The following is an 18935-nucleotide window of genomic DNA, read 5'->3' on the forward strand; positions in this document are numbered from 1 at the left end:
CCGTGGACAACACCCGCCCCACCCCACTGCTGGAAGACATTGAAGGTACGCGCCACAAGCTGGAACAGTGGTTCCAGGAGCGCGGCGGGCACCCGGTCACCGTATCCAGCCTGAAAATTCCCGAAAGCTCGGGCATGTCCAATGTGACGCTGCTGTTTACCCTGCACTGGGACGAGAACGGCACCTCCCGCGAGGAGGCCTGCGTCGGCCGGCTGCAGCCGGAGATTGCGCGGCCGGTATTCCCCTCCTACGACCTCGCTCCACAATACCGGGTGATGGAGCGCCTGCAGGCACACAGCGACATCCCGGTGCCGCCGCTGCGCGGGCTGGAAACCGACACCGATTTGCTTGGCGTGCAGTTCTACATCATGGAGCACATCCCGGGCCGCATCCCCACCGACATGCCGCCCTACAACATGGACGGCTGGCTGCTACAGGAAACCAGCGAACCAGAGCGCGCCGCCCTGTGGCGGGCTGCGGTGGACACCATGGCCCGTTTTCACCAACTCGACTACCAGGCTCTGGGTTTTACCGACCTGGCGGTGCCGGGGCAAACGCCGCTGCAGCAGCAACTGCGCTACTGGCAGGACTATCTGGACTGGGGTCTCGAGGGTCAGGGCCACCCGCTGGGCCAGGCCGCGCTGGACTGGCTGACCGCCAACCAGCCGGCCGCGGAACCGGTGGTACTGTGCTGGGGCGACGCGCGTATCGGCAACATGATCTTCACCGAATCACTGGACAGCGTGGCGGCGGTGCTGGACTGGGAGATGGCGGCGCTGGGCAATCCGCTGCAGGACCTGGCCTGGTTCAACTACATCGATTCCACCTTTGCCGAGGGCCTGGGCATGCCGCGGCTGCCGGGGCTGCCTACCTACGAGGAGACCGTCGCCCAGTGGCAGCAGGCGACAGGCTTCGATGTCGCCGACTACGATTACTACCTGCTGTTTGCCGCCATGCGTTACGGCCTGATCATGTCGCGGATCATGCTGGCGACCGGCCAGGATGCGGAAGTGCAGGGGAACTTTGCCTGCCAGCTTTTGCGCAAGCATCTGGAACGGATTGGCGGCTAAAACCTATCCTTGACGGTAAACAGGATCTGGCCGCCGCTGACGTCGTCGTCCGTGACAAAGGGAAAGGCAAAATCGACGTGTACCACGCTGCCCTTCTCGGCGCGGCTGGAGTTGAGGCGGATGCCGAACCCGACATTGGCCAGCACGCCGCCATTACTGCCGTTGTCCTCGCTCTCAAACCAGGCCCGGCCGACATCAATGAAGGCCGCGAGGCCGATCTGGACCAGCCTGAACAGGTGCCAATCGGAGTAGTAGCGCTGTTCCAGGTTGAACACCAGGGAGCGGTCCCCCACCTGGTAGTTCAATTCATAGCCGCGCAGACCATTGGCGCCGCCCAGAGTCAGCTGGCGTTCGCCGGTGAGCCCATCGGTGTAATCTGCCCGGAACCGACTGAACAGTGCCCATTGCCGCGATTGCTTGTGGTGGTAACGCGTCTCTGTAGTCCACCAGAGATTCTCGAACTCGCTGCCGTCGACGCCCCAGAAACCGCTCAGGTTGGTATCGAGCTGCCACAGGCGGCGCTCATCCACCAGCAGGGTATTGCCATAGTTGCCGCGCACCACCACCTGGTCCTGACTGGCCCCCAGGGCATCCGACGACCAGCCCAAAGCCCAGGAGAAGCGCTCCCCTACGTACACGTCCTCGGTGCGGCCCAGATAGTTGACGTTGTGCAGCTCGATGAACTGGTCGCGGGTGGATTCGTAGCCGATATAGGGATAGCTGTACTCCCGTTCCTCCGGCAGCTCCGCTGGCGGAATGGGGGAATCGCTGAAGTCAAAGCTGTGGGTTTCCAGTGTGTAGCCGAACAGCCAGCGCCCCACGCGCTTGTCTTTGCGCACATTCGCCGCAATCCCGCCAAACACATTGGCAAACTCGATCTTGTGGTCAAACTCGGCGACCTCATCACCCCGGAACCAGAGCGCTTCTTCCAGCTTCATCCTGTTCAGGTCGACCCCGGCCGCCCAGCTCTCGTACACGGAGAAGAACGGGCGCACAAAACGCACTCCGTGCTCATAGCCGTCGTCGTTGTCCGCCAGGGACAGCCGCATGCGCCAGCGCGAACCCGCCAGCGCTGGATCGACATAGCGGATGGTATTGCCGGAGCGCTCCTCGTCACTGTCGTGCTGGATGATTATCTGCTTGCCGGTACCGAGGAAGTTGGCGTCGCGGAAGCCCACTGCGTACTTGTTCTCGCCGCCACTGCGGCCAAAGGACAGCATGGGGGTGAAGGTCCAGATATCGCGAGTGATGACCTCCAGGTCAACCACGTCGCCGCAGACCCGCCACGGCCGCACGGTGGCATCGTAGATAAAGCCCAGATCGCGCAGGATACGTTCCGATTCATCCACCCGGGCCTGGTTGTACTCCTCGCCTTCCTTGACCAGCAGATGATCCTCGATCACCCAGTCCCGGGTCACGCTGTGGAAGTCGTTGGCCCAGCGAAAGAGGGCCTTGTCCTCTTCCGGGTCCTCGGTGTCAAAGACGGTAAACCGCTGCTGGCGGATGCTGCCGATGCGGGCGCCCGGGGGAACTTCACGGGCAAACTCGTCATGGGCGGGCGATTGTTCGAAGCGGAAGCTGGCGGACTCGTCCTGCAGCGCGACCTCGCGACAGGCCTGGTCATTTTCGTTGGCCGCTGCAGCTGCCGCAACCAGCAATAATGGTGGCAGGCAGACCGTGAGGCGCCTGCGGGCCAGGAAACTGGTACACCGTTTGAGTTTCATTCTCCTAAGATAGCCGCTAGGCCCTGTTCACCACAATAACCGGAAATCTGTACTCGTTCACAATAGGCGGCTAAACTTGGCCCCGCCCTGGCGGCGGAAGACGCTGCCGGCGTACCTGCACCCCCAACAAGGAGTTCCGCTTGACCCCTCATTTGCAGAACCAGTTGCAGACTCTGGCCGGTCCCGGTTACCGCGAACTGCTACAGCGGATACAGCGCGGCCTGGAAAAGGAGAGCCTGCGTATCACGCCGGAGGGGCGGCTGGTGCAAACTCCGCATCCAGCCGGGCTGGGCTCGGCATTGACCCACCCGTCCATCACCACGGATTATTCCGAGGCGCTGCTGGAATTCATCACTCCGGTCGATCGCAGCATCGAACACTGTCTGGAGACCCTGGCCGACGTCCACAGTTACACCTACAGCAAGATCGGCCAGGAGCTGCTGTGGGCCACGAGCATGCCCTGCATCGTCAATGGCGACGACAGCATTCCGGTGGCCGAGTACGGCAGTGCCAATGTTGCGCGAATGAAAGAAGTTTATCGGTATGGCCTGGGCCACCGCTACGGCCGTCTGATGCAGACCATTGCCGGCATCCACTACAACTTCTCGCTGCCGGACGAATACTGGCAGCGGGCCTGGGACGACGCGGGCCGGCCGGAGCCACTGCGGGACTATATAACCAACCGCTACCTGGGTCTGATCCGCAATTTTCACCGCCACTCCTGGCTGCTGATCTACCTGTTTGGTGCCTCGCCGGCGGTGTGCGCCAGCTTTCTCCGGGGCCGGGGCAGCCACGGCCTGGAACCTTTTGACGACAAAAGCCGCACCCTGCACCTCCCCTACGGCACGGCCCTGCGGATGGGCGACCTGGGCTACAACAGTGATGCCCAGAAGGGCCTCAAGGTCTGCTACAACTCGCTGGGCAACTATGTGCAGGCCCTGCGCAATGCCATCATGCAGCCGCACCCGCCCTACCAGGTCTTCCCCGCTGGCCAGGGTGGTGACTACCAGCAACTGAATGACAGCCTGCTGCAGATCGAGAATGAGTTTTACAGCACCATCCGCCCAAAGCGCGTCACACGCCCCGGTGAAGCACCGCTGGCAGCCCTGTGTCGGGCCGGCATCGAATACGTAGAGATTCGCTGTATTGATGTCAGCCCGTTTACACCGCTCGGTATCGACGCCGGCCAGATCCGCTTCCTCGACACCTTCCTGCTGCATTGCCTGCTGGAGGACAGCCCCGCCTGTGGCGACAGCGAACAGGCCATGCAGGCCGCCAACCTTGAGGCGGTGGTCAACCGCGGCCGCGAGCCCGGCTTGCAGTTGCAGACCCCCGGCGGCAGCGCGTCCCTGACAGAGCTCGCAGGTGGGCTGCTGGCAGCCATGACTGGCATTGCCGACCTGCTGGACGACGCTCACGACAGCCGTCTGTACCGGGAGTCACTGGCGGCGCAGCAGGCGCGCGTGGACGATCCCGAGCTCACCCCATCGGCCCGGGTCCTGCGGGAGATGCGCGAGCAGGACCTGCCCTTCTTCCGCCTGGCCATGAACTACAGCGAAACCTGGGCCCGCCACTTCCACCAGTGCGCCCTGCCCACGGACACGGTGCGGCGTCTGGAGGAAGAGACCCGGCAGTCACTGGCGGCGCAGCGGGAGATCGAGGCCGCGGACGAGCTCAGCTTCGAGGAGTACCTGGCACGCTTTTTCGGCCAGTACCGGACGCTGTTCTGAGAACCGCAGCAGGCGGTCCATTAGCGCAGCGCCAACTGTCCTTGCGGGACATGATCAAACCGCCTAACGTACCAGCCCAGGCACCACGACAGCTTCAGTCACGAGGAACCTCTCCGCCATGTTGCAAACCCTGACCCCTCGCCTGGTGTATTTCGGACTCGCGCTGCTGGCATTGTTCGCCATGCTCTTCGCCTGGTACCTGGAATATCAGGTGGGCCTCAATCCCTGCCCGCTGTGCATGACCCAGCGGGTATTCGTGGTCGCCGGTGGCCTGGTCGCGCTGCTGGCCTTTCTGCACAACCCCGCTGGCTGGGGCCGCAGGGTCTACGGCCTGCTGTGCATTGCCAGCGCCGTTACCGGTGGCGCCGTCGCCGCCCGCCATGTCTGGCTGCAGCATCTGCCGCCGGACCAGGTGCCCGCCTGCGGGCCCAGCCTGGAGTACATGCTGGAAACCCTGCCCTTCCGCGATACCCTGAACATGGTGCTGATGGGCGACGGCAACTGCGCCGAAACCCACTGGACCCTCCTCGGATTCAGCATTCCGGAACAGACCCTGATGCTGTTCGTGGTGATCACAGTCGTTAGTCTCTGGCAGACCCTGCGCAAATCCTGACCGACAGCGCCGCCGCGCTTGCGGCGGTGGCGGGCCTGTGCCTATAGTGGTCCCTCAGGAATGGACCCGGGAGTCCGCACACAATGCCGCAACGCAGTAACAGCCCCGTCGAACAATTCAATACCGTGGAGAGCCTGCTGACCAACTGGCTCAGCGAGCGCCGCGCAGTGTTGTCACGCTACACGGCACTGGTCGTTGCCAGTGACGACACTCCCGCCTCAGCGCAGCTCGCCCGGCGCCAGCGCGGGCTGTGCGAGCTACTGGTGGACTACATCTCCGCGGGGCACTTTGAGGTGTTTACGGAACTGCTGAACGAGGCCGAGGTGTTCGGCGACAACAACGCCGCGCTGATCGCCGGCCTCATGCCGGCCATCACCGATACCACGGACGTGATCCTGGCCTACGAAGAAAAATACAGCAGCGGCGAACACTATCCAGAGACCTTGCGGCGGGATCTGTCAGCGCTGGGAGAAATGCTGGAATCGCGATTTGTACTGGAGGACCGGCTGATCGCCGGCCTCCACAATCATCACCGGCGCCGGTTGCAGGCGCCGGAACAGGCAGGCTGATCAGCCCTCGTCGGAGGGCTCGTCTGACGTTTCTTCCGCCGCGGCCTCTGCGTCCGGGCTGGCAATATCGATCAGCTCGACTTCAAACACCAGCGCCGCGTTGGGGCCGATCAGATTGCCGGCACCGCCGGGACCATAGGCCAGATCAGACGGGATATACAGGTTCCACTTGGCACCGGGCGCCATCAGCTGCAGGGCCTCGGTCCAGCCGGCAATAACCTGGCTAACGCCGAAGGTGACTGTCTCGCCGCGCTTGTAGGAAGAGTCGAACTCGGTGCCGTCCACCAAAGTACCGCGGTAGTGCACTTCAACGGTATCTTCCGGACCGGGGCTATCACCCTCACCGGCTGCAATGACTTCGTACTGCAGGCCGGACTCAGTGACCACCACGCCCTCGCGCGCAGCGTTCTCCGCCAGGAAGGCCTCTGCGGCCGCCTGGTTGGCTTCCGCCGCCGCTGCTGCCAGCTCCTGCTGCTCCTCCATGGCTTTCTGCTGGTACGCGGTCATTTCCTGCTGAATTTCTTCCTCGGTCATGCGCGGCTCGGCGCCTTCCAGGGCATCCTCCAAACCGGCGGTGAACGCGGGCACATCCATTGGCACACTATCGGCTGCCATGCGCTGGCCCAGACCGTAGGCGATACCATAGCTCAGACGCTGGGTGGAATCCTCCAGCATGACTTCGTCGGCGGCGGCGGTGTCGGTGTCGGCTTCGGGAGCGGATTCCTGATTACAGGCTTGCAGGGTCACTGTGGCAACCAGGGCAAGCGGGAGTGCGAATTTCTTCATGATGAGTTCCATTGCTGTGTAAGTGAATAAGTTACAGGAGGCAGATCATACTACCCGCAGGCGCCACTGCGCCACCCCTGGCCGGCCACCCTATTTCAGCAGCGTTAGCAGGCGCTGCAGCAACAGCCGCTGCTCGCCAGTATCCTGCATGGGAGCGGACCCCAGCAGGAAGGCCAGCGCCCGCGGCAAACTGTCTGCCCGGGCCGGTTGCAGCACCTGCTGCCGGTGCCAGGCGAGGATTTGCGCCTGCTGCGACTGCTCCGCCGCCAGTTCCAGCACCTTGACCTGCTCACGCAGGGCCGCAGCGGCGGGCAGGGCTCGCCAGTCACGGCGCAACGCCCGCAGGGGTTGAACGACCCTCTGCCGCCATTCCGCCACGCTGGCGGCCAGCGCCCGCCATTGATTCTGGTCCAGCTCAAGGCCCTGGCGCGCCAGCCACGCCGCGTACAGCAGCAGGTTAACATCCGCCGCACAGCAATCCTGGGCCTCGATGCAGGCCACGGCCACTCCGGATCGAGCGTAAAGCGCAAGCGAAAACTCCCACAGCGGATTATTCATGATCGCTCCGGCTGGTTACAGATAAAGGCTGCGAGTAGAATGCGCGGCCTGATGATCATATTACGCGATATCGAACTGCGCCGGGGCAGCAAGCTGCTGCTGGAAGGTGCCAATGTGACCCTGCAGCCGGGCCAGAACCTGGCGCTGATCGGGGCCAATGGCAGCGGCAAGTCCAGCCTGTTTGCCATGTTGCTGGGGCAACTGCAGGCGGATGCCGGTGCCATCGAGGGCATGAACAACCTGCGCCTGGCACACATGGCACAGGAAGTGGCAACCACTGATGAGACCGCGGGGCGCTACGTCATGCAGGGCGATGCGCGGTTGGCACAGCTGACCGCGGACCTTGCGGCGGCGGAAACAGAGGGCGATTTCCAGCGCGCCGCGACCCTGCACACGGCAATGGAAGATGCCGATGGCTACAGCGCCGAGCGCCGGGTGGGGCGTCTGCTGCAGGGCCTGGGGTTCGCCGACGATGCCGCCGGGCGCCCGGTGAGCGACTTTTCCGGTGGCTGGCGCATCCGCCTGAACCTGGCGCGGGCGCTGATGACGCCCTCGGACATGCTGCTGCTGGACGAACCGACCAACCACCTGGACCTTGACGCCACCCTGTGGCTGGAACAGTGGTTGCAGAGCTACCCCGGCACCCTGCTGATGATTTCCCACGACCGGGATTTCATCGACGCCACCTGTGAGCGCATCCTCAGCATTGAGGGCGGCCAGCTCCAGTCCTGGAAAGGCAATTACTCAGACTACGAACGCCTGCGGGCGGAGATGCTGGCCAATCAGCAGGCCAGTTTCGAGAAGCAGCAGGTGAGGATCGCGCACATCGAGGACTTCGTGCGCCGCTTTCGCTACAAGGCCACCAAGGCGCGCCAGGCCCAGAGCCGGATCAAGGAACTGGAGCGGATGCAGCAGCTGGCGCCGGCGCACATCGATTCGCCGTTTGATTTCGAGTTTCCCCCGGCGGGGAAAAGCAGCGACCCCCTGCTGCGGCTGGATGAGGCGACCCTGGGGTATGCGGGCACGCCGATCCTGCGCGATGTCAGCCTGATGCTGCGCCCCGGTTCCCGCATCGGCCTGCTGGGCAAGAACGGCGCCGGCAAGTCCACCCTGCTGAAAAGCCTGATCGGCAAGTTGCCTTTGCTGGCGGGCACCCGCGCACCGGGTGAGCACTGCCGCGTAGGCTATTTCGACCAGCAACAGCTGGAGGCCCTGGACCTGCGGGCCAGCGCCGCCCTGCACATCCAGCGCCTGAGTCCGGAGGCCCGGGAGCAGGAAATTCTCAATTTTCTGGGCGGTTTCAACTTCCGCGGCGACTTCGCCACCAAGGCAATCGCCCCCTTCTCCGGCGGCGAGAAAGCCCGCCTGGCACTGGCGCTGGTGGTCTGGCAGCGGCCCAATCTGCTGGTACTGGACGAACCGACCAACCACCTGGATCTCGACATGCGCAATGCCATGGAGATGGCCCTGCAGGGCTATGAGGGGGCCCTGATCCTGGTCAGCCACGACCGCCACCTGCTGCGCAATACCGCCGATGAACTGCTGCTGGTGCACGACGGCCTGGTAGAGGAATATGAAGACGACCTCAAGGCCTATGAAAAGTGGATCCTGGCCAGCTATCGCAGCAGTGACAAGCCCGCCGGCAGCGCGGCCCCGGCGGCGGAAGTCAGCCGCAAGGAGAAGCGCCAGCAGGCCGCGGCCCAGCGCGCCAGGCTGCGGCCCCTGCAGCAGGACGTCACCAAAACGGAGCGGGCCATGGCCGCGGCGGAGCAGGCCCTGGCAAAGCTGCAGGAGCAGCTCGCCGACCCCGAACTGTACACGGACAGCGGCAAGACAGAGCTGGGACGACTACTGAAGAGGGAGGGTGAGCAGAAAGCACAGGCAGAACAGCTGGAAGAACACTGGCTGGAACTGCAGCAGGCGCTGGAGGAGCTCAACGCCGAACTGGCAGCGGAGTAGGCCCTGCCACATTCTCCCGCAATTGCAACTTGGCGCTTCGCGGCAAGCGCTTGATCGCCGCCTCCCGCTGCTGGGCCGCGCCGCGGTCCGCCGCCGGCTCCCACCACAACAGCTGCACCGGGCGCCTGCCGCGGGTGTAGCGCGGGCCGCCGACGCGCTCGCCGTTGTGCTGCGCCAGGCGGCGCTGCAGGTCGAGCGTCACGCCCGTGTACAGGCTGCCATCGGCGCACTGCAGCAGGTAGACCGCCCACTGCGCCGCCGTTGTCACCGGCTCAGCCACGCCAACGCGGCCGCTGCGGGGAATAAGGTCATAGCTAAAAACTCCTGGGCGCCGGTTGTACCCAAATCAGCCAATGGTATCATTGCGCCTTTATTGCACCCCGCCAACTGGAGCACACAATGAGCCAACACATCGTACATGTGAGCGATGCAAGTTTTGACGCCGATGTCCTCAACTCTGACATCCCGGTACTGGTCGATTTCTGGGCAGAGTGGTGCGGCCCCTGCAAGATGATCGCCCCCGTGCTGGAGGAAATCGCCACCGAATACGCCGGCAAACTGAAGGTCTGCAAGGTAGATGTGGACGCGAATCCCGACATTCCGCCAAAGTTCGGCATCCGCGGCATTCCCACCCTGATCCTGTTCAAGGGCGGCAGCGCAGAGGCTACCAAGGTTGGCGCACTGTCCAAGAGCCAGCTGGTGGACTTCATCAAGGAAGTACTCTGAGCACTCGCCCGCTTCTACGCACACAGTGCCCGGGCACGGCCAGGTCAGGCTGTGTCCAGCCAGCCTGAGGGATTGCCTGGCGGTACCAAAAAGCGGTAGACGCCCCCCGCACGTCGTGCTACATTTCACCTCGTTGCACGGCCCCGTGCCGCAATAATAACTCTGCCACCCAAAGATTAAACGCTGCATTCACGTCGCCCTGACCGGCAATCCCGGTCACTACGTCCGTCTGCATTGCATTTCTTCCTCGAACAACAACTCAGCACTCTTCTATGAATCTAACTGACCTCAAGACCAAGTCCACGCAGGAATTGATTGATATTGCGAAGGAGATCGGCCTCGAAAACATGGCCCGGTCCCGCAAGCAGGACATCATTTTCGCCATTCTCAAGCGCCACGCGAAAAGCGGCGAGGACATCTACGGCGACGGTATCCTGGAAATCCTGCAGGACGGTTTCGGTTTCCTGCGCTCGGCAGACAGCTCCTACCTGGCCGGTCCCGACGACATCTATGTGTCTCCCAGCCAGATACGCCGCTTCAATCTGCGTACCGGCGACACCATCTCCGGCAAGATCCGCCCCCCCAAGGACAGCGAGCGCTATTTTGCCCTGCTCAAGGTCGGCGAGATCAACTTCAACCGGCCCGAGAACGCCAAGCACAAAATCCTGTTCGAAAACCTGACTCCGCTGTTCGCCGACAAACGCCTGAAGCTGGAAAAGGGCAATGGCAGCACCGAGGATCTTATCGGCCGGGTCATCGATCTGGTGGCGCCGATCGGCAAGGGTCAGCGCGGTCTGCTGGTGGCGCCGCCCAAGGCCGGCAAGACGGTGATTATGCAGAGCATCGCCCAGGCGATTCTCACCAACAACCCCGAGTGCTACATCATCGTGCTGCTGATCGATGAGCGCCCGGAGGAAGTGACCGACATGCAGCGCACCGTCGGCATCCGCGGCGCGGAAGTGGTCGCCTCCACTTTCGACGAACCCCCCTCGCGCCATGTGCAGGTCGCCGACATGGTGATCGAGAAAGCCAAGCGCCTGGTCGAGCACAAACGCGACGTGGTGATCCTGCTGGACTCAATCACCCGCCTGGCCCGCGCCTACAACACCGTGGTACCCAGCTCCGGCAAGGTACTGACCGGCGGTGTCGACGCCCATGCCCTGGAGCGCCCCAAGCGCTTCTTCGGCGCCGCGCGCAATATCGAGGAAGGCGGCAGCCTGTCCATCATCGCCACCGCCCTGGTGGACACCGGTTCGAAAATGGACGAGGTGATCTACGAGGAGTTCAAGGGTACCGGCAACATGGAACTGCACCTGGACCGCAAGATCGCGGAAAAGCGTGTCTACCCGGCCATCAACATCCGCCGCTCCGGCACCCGCCGCGAGGAACTGCTGACCGCCGAGGACGAACTGCAGCGCATGTGGATCCTGCGCAAGCTGCTGCACAGCATGGAAGACGGCCCGGCGATTGAGTTCCTGCTGGACAAGCTCAGGGACACCAAGACCAACGAAGAATTCTTCCTGTCCATGAAGCGCAAATAGAAACTGCCCCGCAGCCGCAGCTGCCGGCGTTGCCGTTGCCCGCGGCGCGTTATACTGTCCCATGCCCGAACCCGGAAGCAAGGACAGCCCGTGAAGTACAAAGACCTCCGCGAATTCATGGCCGCCCTGGAACAGCGCGGCGAACTGGTGCGCATTCGCCAGGAAATTGACCCCTGTCTGGAAATGACCGAGATCGCCGACCGCACCCTGCGCGCCGGCGGCCCGGCCCTGCTGTTCGAAAACCCCAGGGGCAGCCGCATTCCGGTGCTGGCCAACCTGTTTGGCACCCAGACCCGGGTGGCCCTGGGCATGGGGGCGGAGAACGTGGCGGCACTGCGCGAGATCGGGGAAGTCCTCGCTTACCTGCGCCAGCCCGATCCACCCAAGGGCTTGCGCGACGCCTGGGACAAGGCCCCCCTGCTCAAGCAGGTGATGAACATGGGGCCGAAGCTGGTGCGCAACGCGCCCTGCCAGTACCACGCCCGCAGCGGTGACGAGGTCGACCTGTACCAGCTGCCGATCCAGACCTGCTGGCCAGGCGACGCGGGTCCCCTGGTAACCTGGCCGCTGGTGATCACCCGCGGGCCCAACAAAAACCGGCAAAACCTCGGCATTTACCGCATGCAGCTCATCGGCCGGAACAAGCTGATCCTGCGCTGGCTGTCGCACCGGGGCGGCGCTCTCGATTACCGCGACTGGCAGCTGCAAAACCCCGGCAAGCGTTATCCGGTTGCCATCGCGCTGGGGGCGGACCCGGCCACCACCCTGGGTGCAGTGACCCCGGTGCCGGACAACCTGTCGGAATATGCCTTTGCCGGCCTGCTTCGGGGCAGCAAGACCGAGCTGACCGAATGCTACACCCAGGGTTGCCGCGAGCATGGCCTGCAAGTGCCGGCGACGGCGGAGTTCATCCTGGAAGGGTACCTTGAACCCGGGGAAATGGCGGACGAGGGCCCCTTCGGCGACCACACCGGGTACTACAACGAGGTCGAGCGCTTCCCGGTGTTCACGGTCGAGGCCATCACCCACCGGGAGGAACCGATCTACCACAGCACCTACACCGGCCGGCCACCGGACGAGCCGGCGATCCTCGGCCTGGCGCTGAATGAGGTGTTCGTGCCCATCCTGCAGAAACAGTTCCCGGAAATCGTCGACTTCTACCTGCCACCGGAGGGTTGCTCCTACCGCCTGGCCATCGTGACCATGCGCAAGGAATACCCGGGCCATGCCAAGCGCGTGATGCTCGGCGTCTGGTCCTTCCTGCGCCAGTTCATGTACACCAAGTTCGTCATTGTGACCGACGCTGATGTCAACGCCCGCGACTGGCAGGATGTGATCTGGGCCATGACCACCCGCATGGACCCGCAGCGGGACAGCGTGTTTATCGAGAACACGCCCATTGATTACCTGGATTTCGCATCGCCGGTGGCCGGGCTTGGGTCCAAGGTGGGCTTTGACGCCACCAACAAATGGCCCGGAGAAACCAGCCGCGAGTGGGGTACACCCATCGCCATGAGTGACAGTGTGAAAGCGCGGGTCGACGCTCTGTGGGATGAACTGGGCATTACCCGCTGACCAGGTATTCAGCCGTGCTCGGCGGCGCGCTCCGGCAGGGGCAGCTGCGGCAGGCTTTTTTCCCGAAGTAACAACCCCTCGCGAAAGCGGGCGGCGCTGGCCTTCTCATCACCCAGCGCGGCGAGCAGGCGACCCAGCTCGGCACAGACTTCCGGGCTGCGCCGCTGCTTGTAGCTGGCCTCGAAGAAGTCTCGGGCCTTGCCCCAGAGCTGATGCCGGCAGGCCAGGCGCCCGAGACACAGCAGCAGCTGTGGATCCCGCGGATGCGCCGCCAGCCAGGACTCAGCCTGCGCCAACTGGCGCCCGGGGTTGTCCAGCTCGACATAACCATACAGCCGGGCCAGGTCACTGTCCCACTCCTGCTTGAGGGCACGCTGGATGGTCTTGTCAGCGCCAGCATGGTCTCCTTCCCGGATCAACAGGCCCACATAGAGTTGCAGCATGGCCTGGTCCTGGCGCAGGTTGTTGGGCATGGCCTGCCAGCGCTGGTGCAGGTGTGAGCGCCCATCGCTGGCGGCCGCATCCTCCGCCACACTCGCCTGCAGTAGCTGGGTGTAAACCTGGCGCTCCAGTTGCAGCACCTCGTCCTCCGGCAGCACATGGTAGTTGCGCAATTCCGGCAACAACTTCAGCAGGGCCTCCCAGTCCTCGAGCCCGAGGTAGGCCGTGCTCAACAGTTTCAGCACATGCGGGTGCTTGCCGGCGTTGCGACGGGCGCGCTCCAGCGTGGCGACTGCCTGCTCGTACTGCTTGCCGCGCAGCTTGAGCTCAGCCTGGGTCAGCTCCACAGCGATTCCGGCTTCGGAATCCGACTGTTCGGCAGCGCCGAGGTACTCCCGCATCCGGTCGTGCTCGCCCAGCTGGAAACTGGCGCGGGCGGCTACCAGATAGTTCAGCAGCGGCACCTCACTGTGGTCGGCGCCACGCAGCAGCTGGCGCCGCGCAGGCTCCCAGTTGCCTTCAATAAAATTGATCAGGCCGCGGTGGGTGAGCCGCGAAGCGCGCCTCGACTTGCGCTGCTCCAGCCAGCCAGCGAGGGATTTCTGGCCGCTGAAGAGTCTGCGCAACAGGGCAAAGGCGGCATACAGGACGAGCGTGAGCAGCAGCAGCAGAACAATGCCCACCCAGAGGCTGGTCTCTAGCGTGTAGTGGCCATAGGCGATCAACACGTAGCCGGGATGGTTCTCGATCAGGGCGACAACGCCTACGCCGAGTAGCAGCGCGAGCAGGGCCAGCAGCAGCAGTTTGCGCATCGCTTACTCGCCCTCGTCCCGTTGCAGGCGCTGTTCCATCACCGCGTCCAGCTCCCGCAGTGAACCGGAGATATCGGGCAGCTCCACCGCAATCGCCTGTGCCGCGAGATCATCCAGTTCCCGTGTCGCCGCGGTAGCCGCCTCTTCGGCGAGATAGTACTCGGTGAGCCAGCGCCGGGCTCGCTGCAGGCTGGCGTGGTACAGCGGCTGGTTGCCGGACAGCAGCGCCACCTGGGCCTGCTGCAGCAGCATCACCAGATTCTGGCGCAGCAGGGCCTCCCACTGTGGGTCCACCAGGGCCTCGAAGAGCATTTCCCGGCGCCGTACCGTGACGTACTGGGACAGGGTGTGCAGGGCCTCTTCGTAGCCCTGCCGCAAGCGTTGTTGCCAGCCGTCGGCCGCCGCCGCTGCCGGGCCGCTTGCGCGCTCGGGCAGTTCAAAAATCACCAGCTCGGCGACCTGGTCCACGAGTGCCGACAGGCGCAGATAGAGCCCCTCGGTGTCGACCTCCGGCAGGGCCCGCAGGGCGGCAATATCCGCTGCCACAGCGCGCCGGACCGGGTGCAGGGAGGTATCCTCAAGTTGGCGCAGGATGGTGTCGGCGCTCTGCAGCAAACCGCGAGCGGAAACCGCGTCACCCGCCATCAACAGGCGCTGGTTGGCCAGGCGCAGCAGGTATTCGACCTCCGCCAGTAGCCAGGCCTTCTGGTCGCCACCGCTGAGGCTCGCCAGCTCCGTGCGCTGCCCGCGCAACTGGGCCTCCAGGGTCTGCAGGCGCGCAGCCTGCTCCTGCAGGGCCTGCCGCTGCTGCTGTTCAGTTTGCCGCTGCGCCTGCAGCTGCGGTTGCAGGCTGCCAAACTGCCGCTCCAGCGCCTCCACCCCGGCGCGCACCCCACTGACGTCAGCGTCGCTGACCGCAGGGGCTGGAGCCGACCGGTCATCCTCTTCCAGCGCCGCCAGCCGCTGCAGCAGATCCGCCTCACGCTCCTGTGCCAGCCACAGCAACCAGCCGGCGCCGCCGGCCAGGCCCAGCACCAGTAACAGTGCCAGCCAGGCGACCCCGGTGCCGCCGCCAGATTTGCCGGAGGAGGATTGTGCGGCAGTATCCACTGCGGCAGTATCCACGGCGGCAGTATCCACGGCGGCCGCGTCCGAGGCCGGCATCGGCTCGCTGGCGGGCAAGGGCGCGGGTTCGGCCTGTTCTCGCTGTGCCGGATCTTTGTCTTCGTTCACTCACTCATCTCCCGTGTCCGCAACCCATGCGTCCAGGGCGCGCAACATGGCGTTGTCAGAGGCATTGGCCGCAACCAGACAATGCCTGAAGCCCGCCGCTGCCGCTGCTTCCGCCACCCGCGCGGAGGGCAACACCAGGCGTACATTCTGTAAGTTAGAGGTTTCTTCCGGGCTAAGCAACGCCAACATATTGGCCAGCCCCTCGCCGCTGCTGATCATGATCAGCCCGATGTCCCAGCGCGCCAGCGCGGCGGCGAACTCCCCGGGCGCCAGGGCCGGTACCACCCGCCGGTAACAAGCCAGGGTTTCCACCCGCGCGCCGCGCGCCGCCAGTTCCCGCGCCAGAGCGTCGCGCCCGCCTTCGCCCTTGACCAGCAGCACCCGCTCGCCGCCACAATTGCGCAAGCCGGGCAGTGCCAGCAGGCCCTCGCTGGTCATCTCGGGGCCGGGCGTCTGCGCGGTCACCCCGAAAGCAGCCAGCGCCCGCGCAGTGCCGTCGCCGACCGCATACCAGTTGAGACCCAGCGGCAGTTGCGGCCAGAAATTCTCGATTACCGGCATACCGAAACGCACCGCATTGGCGCTGATGAAAATGATATGGCGGAATTCGTCCAGTGCCAGCACCCGGCTGCGCTCCGCGGCGGGCAGCTCGGTGAGCGGCTCCAACACCAGCAGCGGCAGCTGCTGGGCGCGAAACCCGCGCGCGTTTATACCCTGGCAGAGCGCGTCCCCCTGCCCTGCCGGGCGCGTAACCAGTACGCTCCTAACTGCCATACACCTCCGCCAGAATGGCCCCGGCGCCCTGTGCCAGCAGGTCCTCGGCCAGCGCCACCCCGAGCGCCTCGGCCTCCGCGACCGGCGCCCGCCCCTCAGCCCGCAGCAGCAGGCTGCCGTCCGGTCTGCCCACCAGGCCGCGCAGCCACAGTTCAGTGTCACTCGACTCCAGCTCGGCGTAGCAGGCAATCGGAACCTGGCAGCCGCCTTCCAAACGCTTGTTGAGGGCGCGCTCGGCGGTGACCCGGAGGGAGGTCGGTTCGTGGTGCAGCGCCTGCAGCAGGGCCAGCAGCTCGCTGTCGCCACTGCGCAGCTCGATGCCCACCGCGCCCTGGCCGCCGGCGGGCAGAGAGTCGGCAACGGCCATCCGCTGGCGGATGCGGCCCTCCATCTCCAGCCGCACCAGGCCCGCGGTGGCGAGCACAATGGCGTCGTACTCGCCAGCGTCGAGCTTGCGCAGGCGCGTGTTGACATTGCCGCGGAGAAAACGGATTTCCAGGTCCGGGCGGGCGGCCCGGAGCTGGCACTCCCGACGCAGGCTGGAAGTGCCAACCACACTGCCGATCGGCAATACGGCAACGCTGTCGAAATGATTGCTGACAAAGGCGTCCCGCGGATCCTCGCGGGCGCAGATCACGCCCAGGCAAAGGCCCTCGGGGAAGGTCATGGGCACATCTTTCATGGAGTGCACCGCGATATCCGCGCTGCGGTCCAGCAGCGCCGTTTCCAGCTCCTTGACGAACAGGGCCTTGCCGCCCACTTTCGACAGCGGCACATCCAACAGCTGGTCGCCGCGGGAGGTCATGCCCAGCAGCTCAACCTGCAGGCCTGGATGTGCCCCTTGCAGGGCGTCGCGGACAAATTCAGCCTGCCACAGGGCAAGCGGGCTTTCTCGGGTGGCAATCGTGATGGTGCGAGGCATGCGCAACGGTTCCTTGTTCTGAACCGGAATCATAACAGCACCCTCACGGTGCGGCGACCTCGCGCCCGTGTCAGGGTACTAGCCTTGCTGCAACCGCGCCTTGACCGCGGCCAGATGGCGGCGGCTGACCTGGGGCCGGGTGGCCACGCCGTCCAGTTCCACCCACCAGGAACCGTCCGCCTCCCGGCGCAGGCGCCGGATGTGGGCCAGGGCCACCAGCGCGTTGCGATGGACGCGGATGAAATCCGCCGCCAGTTCCCGCTCCAGATCCTTGAGCGCATCCTGCAGCAACAGCTCGCGGCCCGGGGCGATGGCGGTCACATACTTTTGCCCGGCAAGAAAACAGCGCACCTCGGCGATAGCCAGGGATTCAACACCCCGGTGGCCGTTGCTGCTGACCTGGCTACGCCCCGGCGCATCGCCGCCGGCCAGGGCCGCCAGTTGCACCCGGTTCACCCGCCCGGCGCCCGCCAGTGCCCGGGCCAGCTCCGCCTCCCGCACAGGTTTCAGCAGGTAGGCGACGGCCTGGTGCTGCAGGGCTTCCAGCGCATATTCATCGTAGGCGGTGCAGAAGATCACGGCCGGAGGCTGTGGCAGCCGGTCCAGCTCCGCCGCAACTCCCATCCCGTCCATCCCCGGCATGCGGATGTCCAGCAGCAGCAGGGAAGGTTCTTCCCGCGCCAACAGCGCCAGCGCCTCGTCGCCGGAAGCCGCCTCCAGCACGGCCGCGTCCGGGCGCAACTTGCCCAGCAGCCGCCGCAGGCGCTCGCGGGCCAGCGCTTCGTCGTCCACCAGCAGGATCTTCACGCCGACGCTTCCAGGGGATAGCGCAGCTCTACCCGGAAGTATCCCGGGACCGCCACCCGCTGCAGGCTGGCCCCATCCCCGAACAATGCCTGCAGGCGCTGCTCAATGTTATTGAGCGCCATCTGCTCACCGTTGCTGGCGCCCGGGCGTTCCGGTACGGGATTCTCAACCACCGCAAGCAGCTCGCGGCCCTGCCGCGTCAGGCGCACGCTGACCGTCCCGCCCGCGGGTATCAGCGACACGCCGTGGTAGACCGCGTTCTCCACCAACGGTTGCAATACCAGGCCGGGCATGGGCAGCGCTGCCAGGCCCTCCTCGATTTGCCACTCCAGCCGCAGGCGCTCACCCAGACGCAGCTGCTCGATGCCCAGGTAAAGCTCGCACAGGCGCAGCTCGTCGGCCACTGTGGCGTCCCGCCCGGACTGGCGCAGGCTGGCCCGGAACAGTTCGGCCAGATCTTCCACCGCCTCCTCGGCACGCTCGGGATACGACGCAATCAGGCTGGCGATGCTGTTGAGGGTATTGAACAGGAAATGCGGGCGGATCTGGGCCTGCATGGAATCCAGCCGCGCCTGCAGCTCGGAGCGCTCGCGCAGGGTCAACTGCTGCTGCAGATAAAAATAGCGCAGGGCGATACCCGCCACCAGCGCCGCCACCAGCAGGTTGCGCAGCAGCCACCAACGCTGCTCCCCTGCACCCAGCCACTGGGGGTAGAAGCGGATGACCAGTTCGCTGGACAGGGCCGTCACCAGCAGCACCAGCACGATGCTGCCCGCAGCGGCCACGGCCAGGCTGCGGCGGGCAAACCAGCTGCGCAAGGCACACAGCAGCGCCGCGCTGGACAACACCAGCCACTGCACCAGCAGCGACCCGGTGGCAAACACCGTCCAGTCGAAGATCGGCAGCTGGCTGACCGCCAGGGTGTGGATCAATACCACCAGTTCCGACAGCAGCACCAGAAAAAATACCGGCCGTGGTGCGCAGAGGTCGGGAATAAAGAACTCGCCGGAAGCTCGCGCACCCGCGGCTACTGCCTGCTGTTCCCTCGCATCCCGCATCTGCACAATCCCTGCCTTCGCCGATGGTATACTTGCA

At 64.9% G+C, this 18935-nt stretch carries 18 protein-coding genes; 8 read left to right on the forward strand and 10 right to left on the reverse strand.

What is annotated here, in order from left to right:
- Nucleotides 1-2 precede the first annotated feature (2 nt).
- Nucleotides 3-1070 (forward strand): phosphotransferase family protein, encoded by a 1068-nt coding sequence (locus tag Q6D67_RS08665; protein WP_304705202.1) that lies wholly within the window; start codon nucleotides 3-5, stop codon nucleotides 1068-1070.
- Here Q6D67_RS08665 and Q6D67_RS08670 read toward each other — a convergent pair.
- On the reverse strand, nucleotides 1067-2794 hold the full coding sequence (locus tag Q6D67_RS08670) for a BamA/TamA family outer membrane protein (protein ID WP_304705203.1): 1728 nt from the start codon (nucleotides 2792-2794) through the stop codon (nucleotides 1067-1069). The two genes, Q6D67_RS08665 and Q6D67_RS08670, sit on opposite strands and share 4 nt — an antisense overlap.
- Before the next feature lie 140 nt (nucleotides 2795-2934).
- Here Q6D67_RS08670 and gshA point away from each other — a divergent pair, with 140 nt between their 5' ends.
- From gshA to Q6D67_RS08685, 3 genes are all read left to right on the forward strand, one after another.
- On the forward strand, nucleotides 2935-4524 hold the full coding sequence (gshA, locus tag Q6D67_RS08675) for a glutamate--cysteine ligase (protein ID WP_304705204.1): 1590 nt from the start codon (nucleotides 2935-2937) through the stop codon (nucleotides 4522-4524).
- 118 nt (nucleotides 4525-4642) lie between these two features.
- Nucleotides 4643-5137 (forward strand): disulfide bond formation protein B, encoded by a 495-nt coding sequence (locus tag Q6D67_RS08680; protein WP_304705205.1) that lies wholly within the window; start codon nucleotides 4643-4645, stop codon nucleotides 5135-5137.
- An 83-nt stretch (nucleotides 5138-5220) separates the two neighbouring features.
- Nucleotides 5221-5706, forward strand: a complete 486-nt coding sequence (locus Q6D67_RS08685) for an Rsd/AlgQ family anti-sigma factor (protein WP_304705206.1) — start codon at nucleotides 5221-5223, stop codon at nucleotides 5704-5706.
- Here the strand turns inward: Q6D67_RS08685 and Q6D67_RS08690 are convergent, their stop codons facing one another.
- Both Q6D67_RS08690 and Q6D67_RS08695 read right to left on the reverse strand, forming a co-directional pair.
- Nucleotides 5707-6492, reverse strand: a complete 786-nt coding sequence (locus Q6D67_RS08690; protein WP_304705207.1) for an FKBP-type peptidyl-prolyl cis-trans isomerase — start codon at nucleotides 6490-6492, stop codon at nucleotides 5707-5709.
- Nucleotides 6493-6582: 90 nt separating this feature from the next.
- Nucleotides 6583-7050 carry a TIGR02444 family protein gene (locus tag Q6D67_RS08695; RefSeq protein WP_304705208.1) on the reverse strand — a complete coding sequence of 156 codons (468 nt, stop codon included), beginning with the start codon at nucleotides 7048-7050 and terminating at the stop codon, nucleotides 6583-6585.
- Between the two features lie 51 nt (nucleotides 7051-7101).
- Between Q6D67_RS08695 and Q6D67_RS08700 the strand changes: the two genes are divergently transcribed.
- Nucleotides 7102-9009: an ABC-F family ATP-binding cassette domain-containing protein gene (locus tag Q6D67_RS08700; protein ID WP_304705209.1), complete on the forward strand. Its 1908-nt coding sequence runs from the start codon at nucleotides 7102-7104 to the stop codon at nucleotides 9007-9009.
- Here the strand turns inward: Q6D67_RS08700 and Q6D67_RS08705 are convergent.
- Nucleotides 8984-9289, reverse strand: coding sequence for a GIY-YIG nuclease family protein (locus Q6D67_RS08705; RefSeq protein WP_304705210.1), 306 nt, complete (start codon nucleotides 9287-9289; stop codon nucleotides 8984-8986). The two genes, Q6D67_RS08700 and Q6D67_RS08705, sit on opposite strands and share 26 nt — an antisense overlap.
- A 119-nt stretch (nucleotides 9290-9408) precedes the next feature.
- On the opposite strand from Q6D67_RS08705, the gene trxA reads away from it, so the two are divergent.
- The 3 genes from trxA to ubiD all read left to right on the forward strand — a co-directional run bounded on the left by trxA (nucleotide 9409) and on the right by ubiD (nucleotide 12851).
- Nucleotides 9409-9735 carry a thioredoxin TrxA gene (trxA, locus tag Q6D67_RS08710; RefSeq protein WP_304705211.1) on the forward strand — a complete coding sequence of 109 codons (327 nt, stop codon included), beginning with the start codon at nucleotides 9409-9411 and terminating at the stop codon, nucleotides 9733-9735.
- 272 nt (nucleotides 9736-10007) lie between these two features.
- The gene (gene rho, locus Q6D67_RS08715) at nucleotides 10008-11276 is read left to right on the forward strand and encodes a transcription termination factor Rho (RefSeq protein WP_304705212.1); all 1269 of its coding nucleotides are present in this window, start codon (nucleotides 10008-10010) and stop codon (nucleotides 11274-11276) included.
- 90 nt (nucleotides 11277-11366) lie between these two features.
- On the forward strand, nucleotides 11367-12851 hold the full coding sequence (ubiD, locus tag Q6D67_RS08720; protein ID WP_304705213.1) for a 4-hydroxy-3-polyprenylbenzoate decarboxylase: 1485 nt from the start codon (nucleotides 11367-11369) through the stop codon (nucleotides 12849-12851).
- Nucleotides 12852-12859: 8 nt separating this feature from the next.
- Here ubiD and Q6D67_RS08725 read toward each other — a convergent pair whose 3' ends face one another.
- The 6 genes from Q6D67_RS08725 to Q6D67_RS08750 all read right to left on the reverse strand — a co-directional run bounded on the left by Q6D67_RS08725 (nucleotide 12860) and on the right by Q6D67_RS08750 (nucleotide 18898).
- On the reverse strand, nucleotides 12860-14104 hold the full coding sequence (locus Q6D67_RS08725; protein WP_304705214.1) for a heme biosynthesis HemY N-terminal domain-containing protein: 1245 nt from the start codon (nucleotides 14102-14104) through the stop codon (nucleotides 12860-12862).
- A 3-nt stretch (nucleotides 14105-14107) separates the two neighbouring features.
- Nucleotides 14108-15337 (reverse strand): uroporphyrinogen-III C-methyltransferase, encoded by a 1230-nt coding sequence (locus tag Q6D67_RS08730; protein WP_304705215.1) that lies wholly within the window; start codon nucleotides 15335-15337, stop codon nucleotides 14108-14110.
- Nucleotides 15338-16111 carry a uroporphyrinogen-III synthase gene (locus tag Q6D67_RS08735; RefSeq protein ID WP_304705216.1) on the reverse strand — a complete coding sequence of 258 codons (774 nt, stop codon included), beginning with the start codon at nucleotides 16109-16111 and terminating at the stop codon, nucleotides 15338-15340.
- Nucleotides 16101-17033: a hydroxymethylbilane synthase gene (gene hemC, locus Q6D67_RS08740; protein WP_304705217.1), complete on the reverse strand. Its 933-nt coding sequence runs from the start codon at nucleotides 17031-17033 to the stop codon at nucleotides 16101-16103. Before hemC ends, Q6D67_RS08735 begins: the two co-directional genes overlap by 11 nt.
- A 78-nt stretch (nucleotides 17034-17111) precedes the next feature.
- Nucleotides 17112-17840 carry a LytTR family DNA-binding domain-containing protein gene (locus Q6D67_RS08745; protein ID WP_304705218.1) on the reverse strand — a complete coding sequence of 243 codons (729 nt, stop codon included), beginning with the start codon at nucleotides 17838-17840 and terminating at the stop codon, nucleotides 17112-17114.
- Nucleotides 17837-18898 (reverse strand): sensor histidine kinase, encoded by a 1062-nt coding sequence (locus Q6D67_RS08750; RefSeq protein WP_304705219.1) that lies wholly within the window; start codon nucleotides 18896-18898, stop codon nucleotides 17837-17839. The genes Q6D67_RS08745 and Q6D67_RS08750 overlap by 4 nt, the downstream gene beginning before the upstream one ends.
- Nucleotides 18899-18935 lie beyond the last annotated feature (37 nt).

Source organism: Haliea sp. E1-2-M8 (assembly GCF_030649675.1).
Lineage (GTDB): Bacteria > Pseudomonadota > Gammaproteobacteria > Pseudomonadales > Halieaceae > Haliea.

What these genes read in the sequence shown, in the direction of transcription:
- Q6D67_RS08670 (WP_304705203.1), bottom strand. Translation starts at nt 2,794, where the DNA reads ATGAAACTCAAACGGTGTACCAGTTTCCTGGCCCGCAGGCGCCTCACG.
- Q6D67_RS08680 (WP_304705205.1), top strand. Translation starts at nt 4,643, where the DNA reads ATGTTGCAAACCCTGACCCCTCGCCTGGTGTATTTCGGACTCGCGCTG.
- Q6D67_RS08685 (WP_304705206.1), top strand. Translation starts at nt 5,221, where the DNA reads ATGCCGCAACGCAGTAACAGCCCCGTCGAACAATTCAATACCGTGGAG.
- Q6D67_RS08690 (WP_304705207.1), bottom strand. Translation starts at nt 6,492, where the DNA reads ATGAAGAAATTCGCACTCCCGCTTGCCCTGGTTGCCACAGTGACCCTG.
- Q6D67_RS08695 (WP_304705208.1), bottom strand. Translation starts at nt 7,050, where the DNA reads ATGAATAATCCGCTGTGGGAGTTTTCGCTTGCGCTTTACGCTCGATCC.
- Q6D67_RS08700 (WP_304705209.1), top strand. Translation starts at nt 7,102, where the DNA reads ATGATCATATTACGCGATATCGAACTGCGCCGGGGCAGCAAGCTGCTG.
- trxA (WP_304705211.1), top strand. Translation starts at nt 9,409, where the DNA reads ATGAGCCAACACATCGTACATGTGAGCGATGCAAGTTTTGACGCCGAT.
- rho (WP_304705212.1), top strand. Translation starts at nt 10,008, where the DNA reads ATGAATCTAACTGACCTCAAGACCAAGTCCACGCAGGAATTGATTGAT.
- Q6D67_RS08725 (WP_304705214.1), bottom strand. Translation starts at nt 14,104, where the DNA reads ATGCGCAAACTGCTGCTGCTGGCCCTGCTCGCGCTGCTACTCGGCGTA.
- Q6D67_RS08735 (WP_304705216.1), bottom strand. Translation starts at nt 16,111, where the DNA reads ATGGCAGTTAGGAGCGTACTGGTTACGCGCCCGGCAGGGCAGGGGGAC.
- hemC (WP_304705217.1), bottom strand. Translation starts at nt 17,033, where the DNA reads ATGCCTCGCACCATCACGATTGCCACCCGAGAAAGCCCGCTTGCCCTG.
- Q6D67_RS08750 (WP_304705219.1), bottom strand. Translation starts at nt 18,898, where the DNA reads ATGCGGGATGCGAGGGAACAGCAGGCAGTAGCCGCGGGTGCGCGAGCT.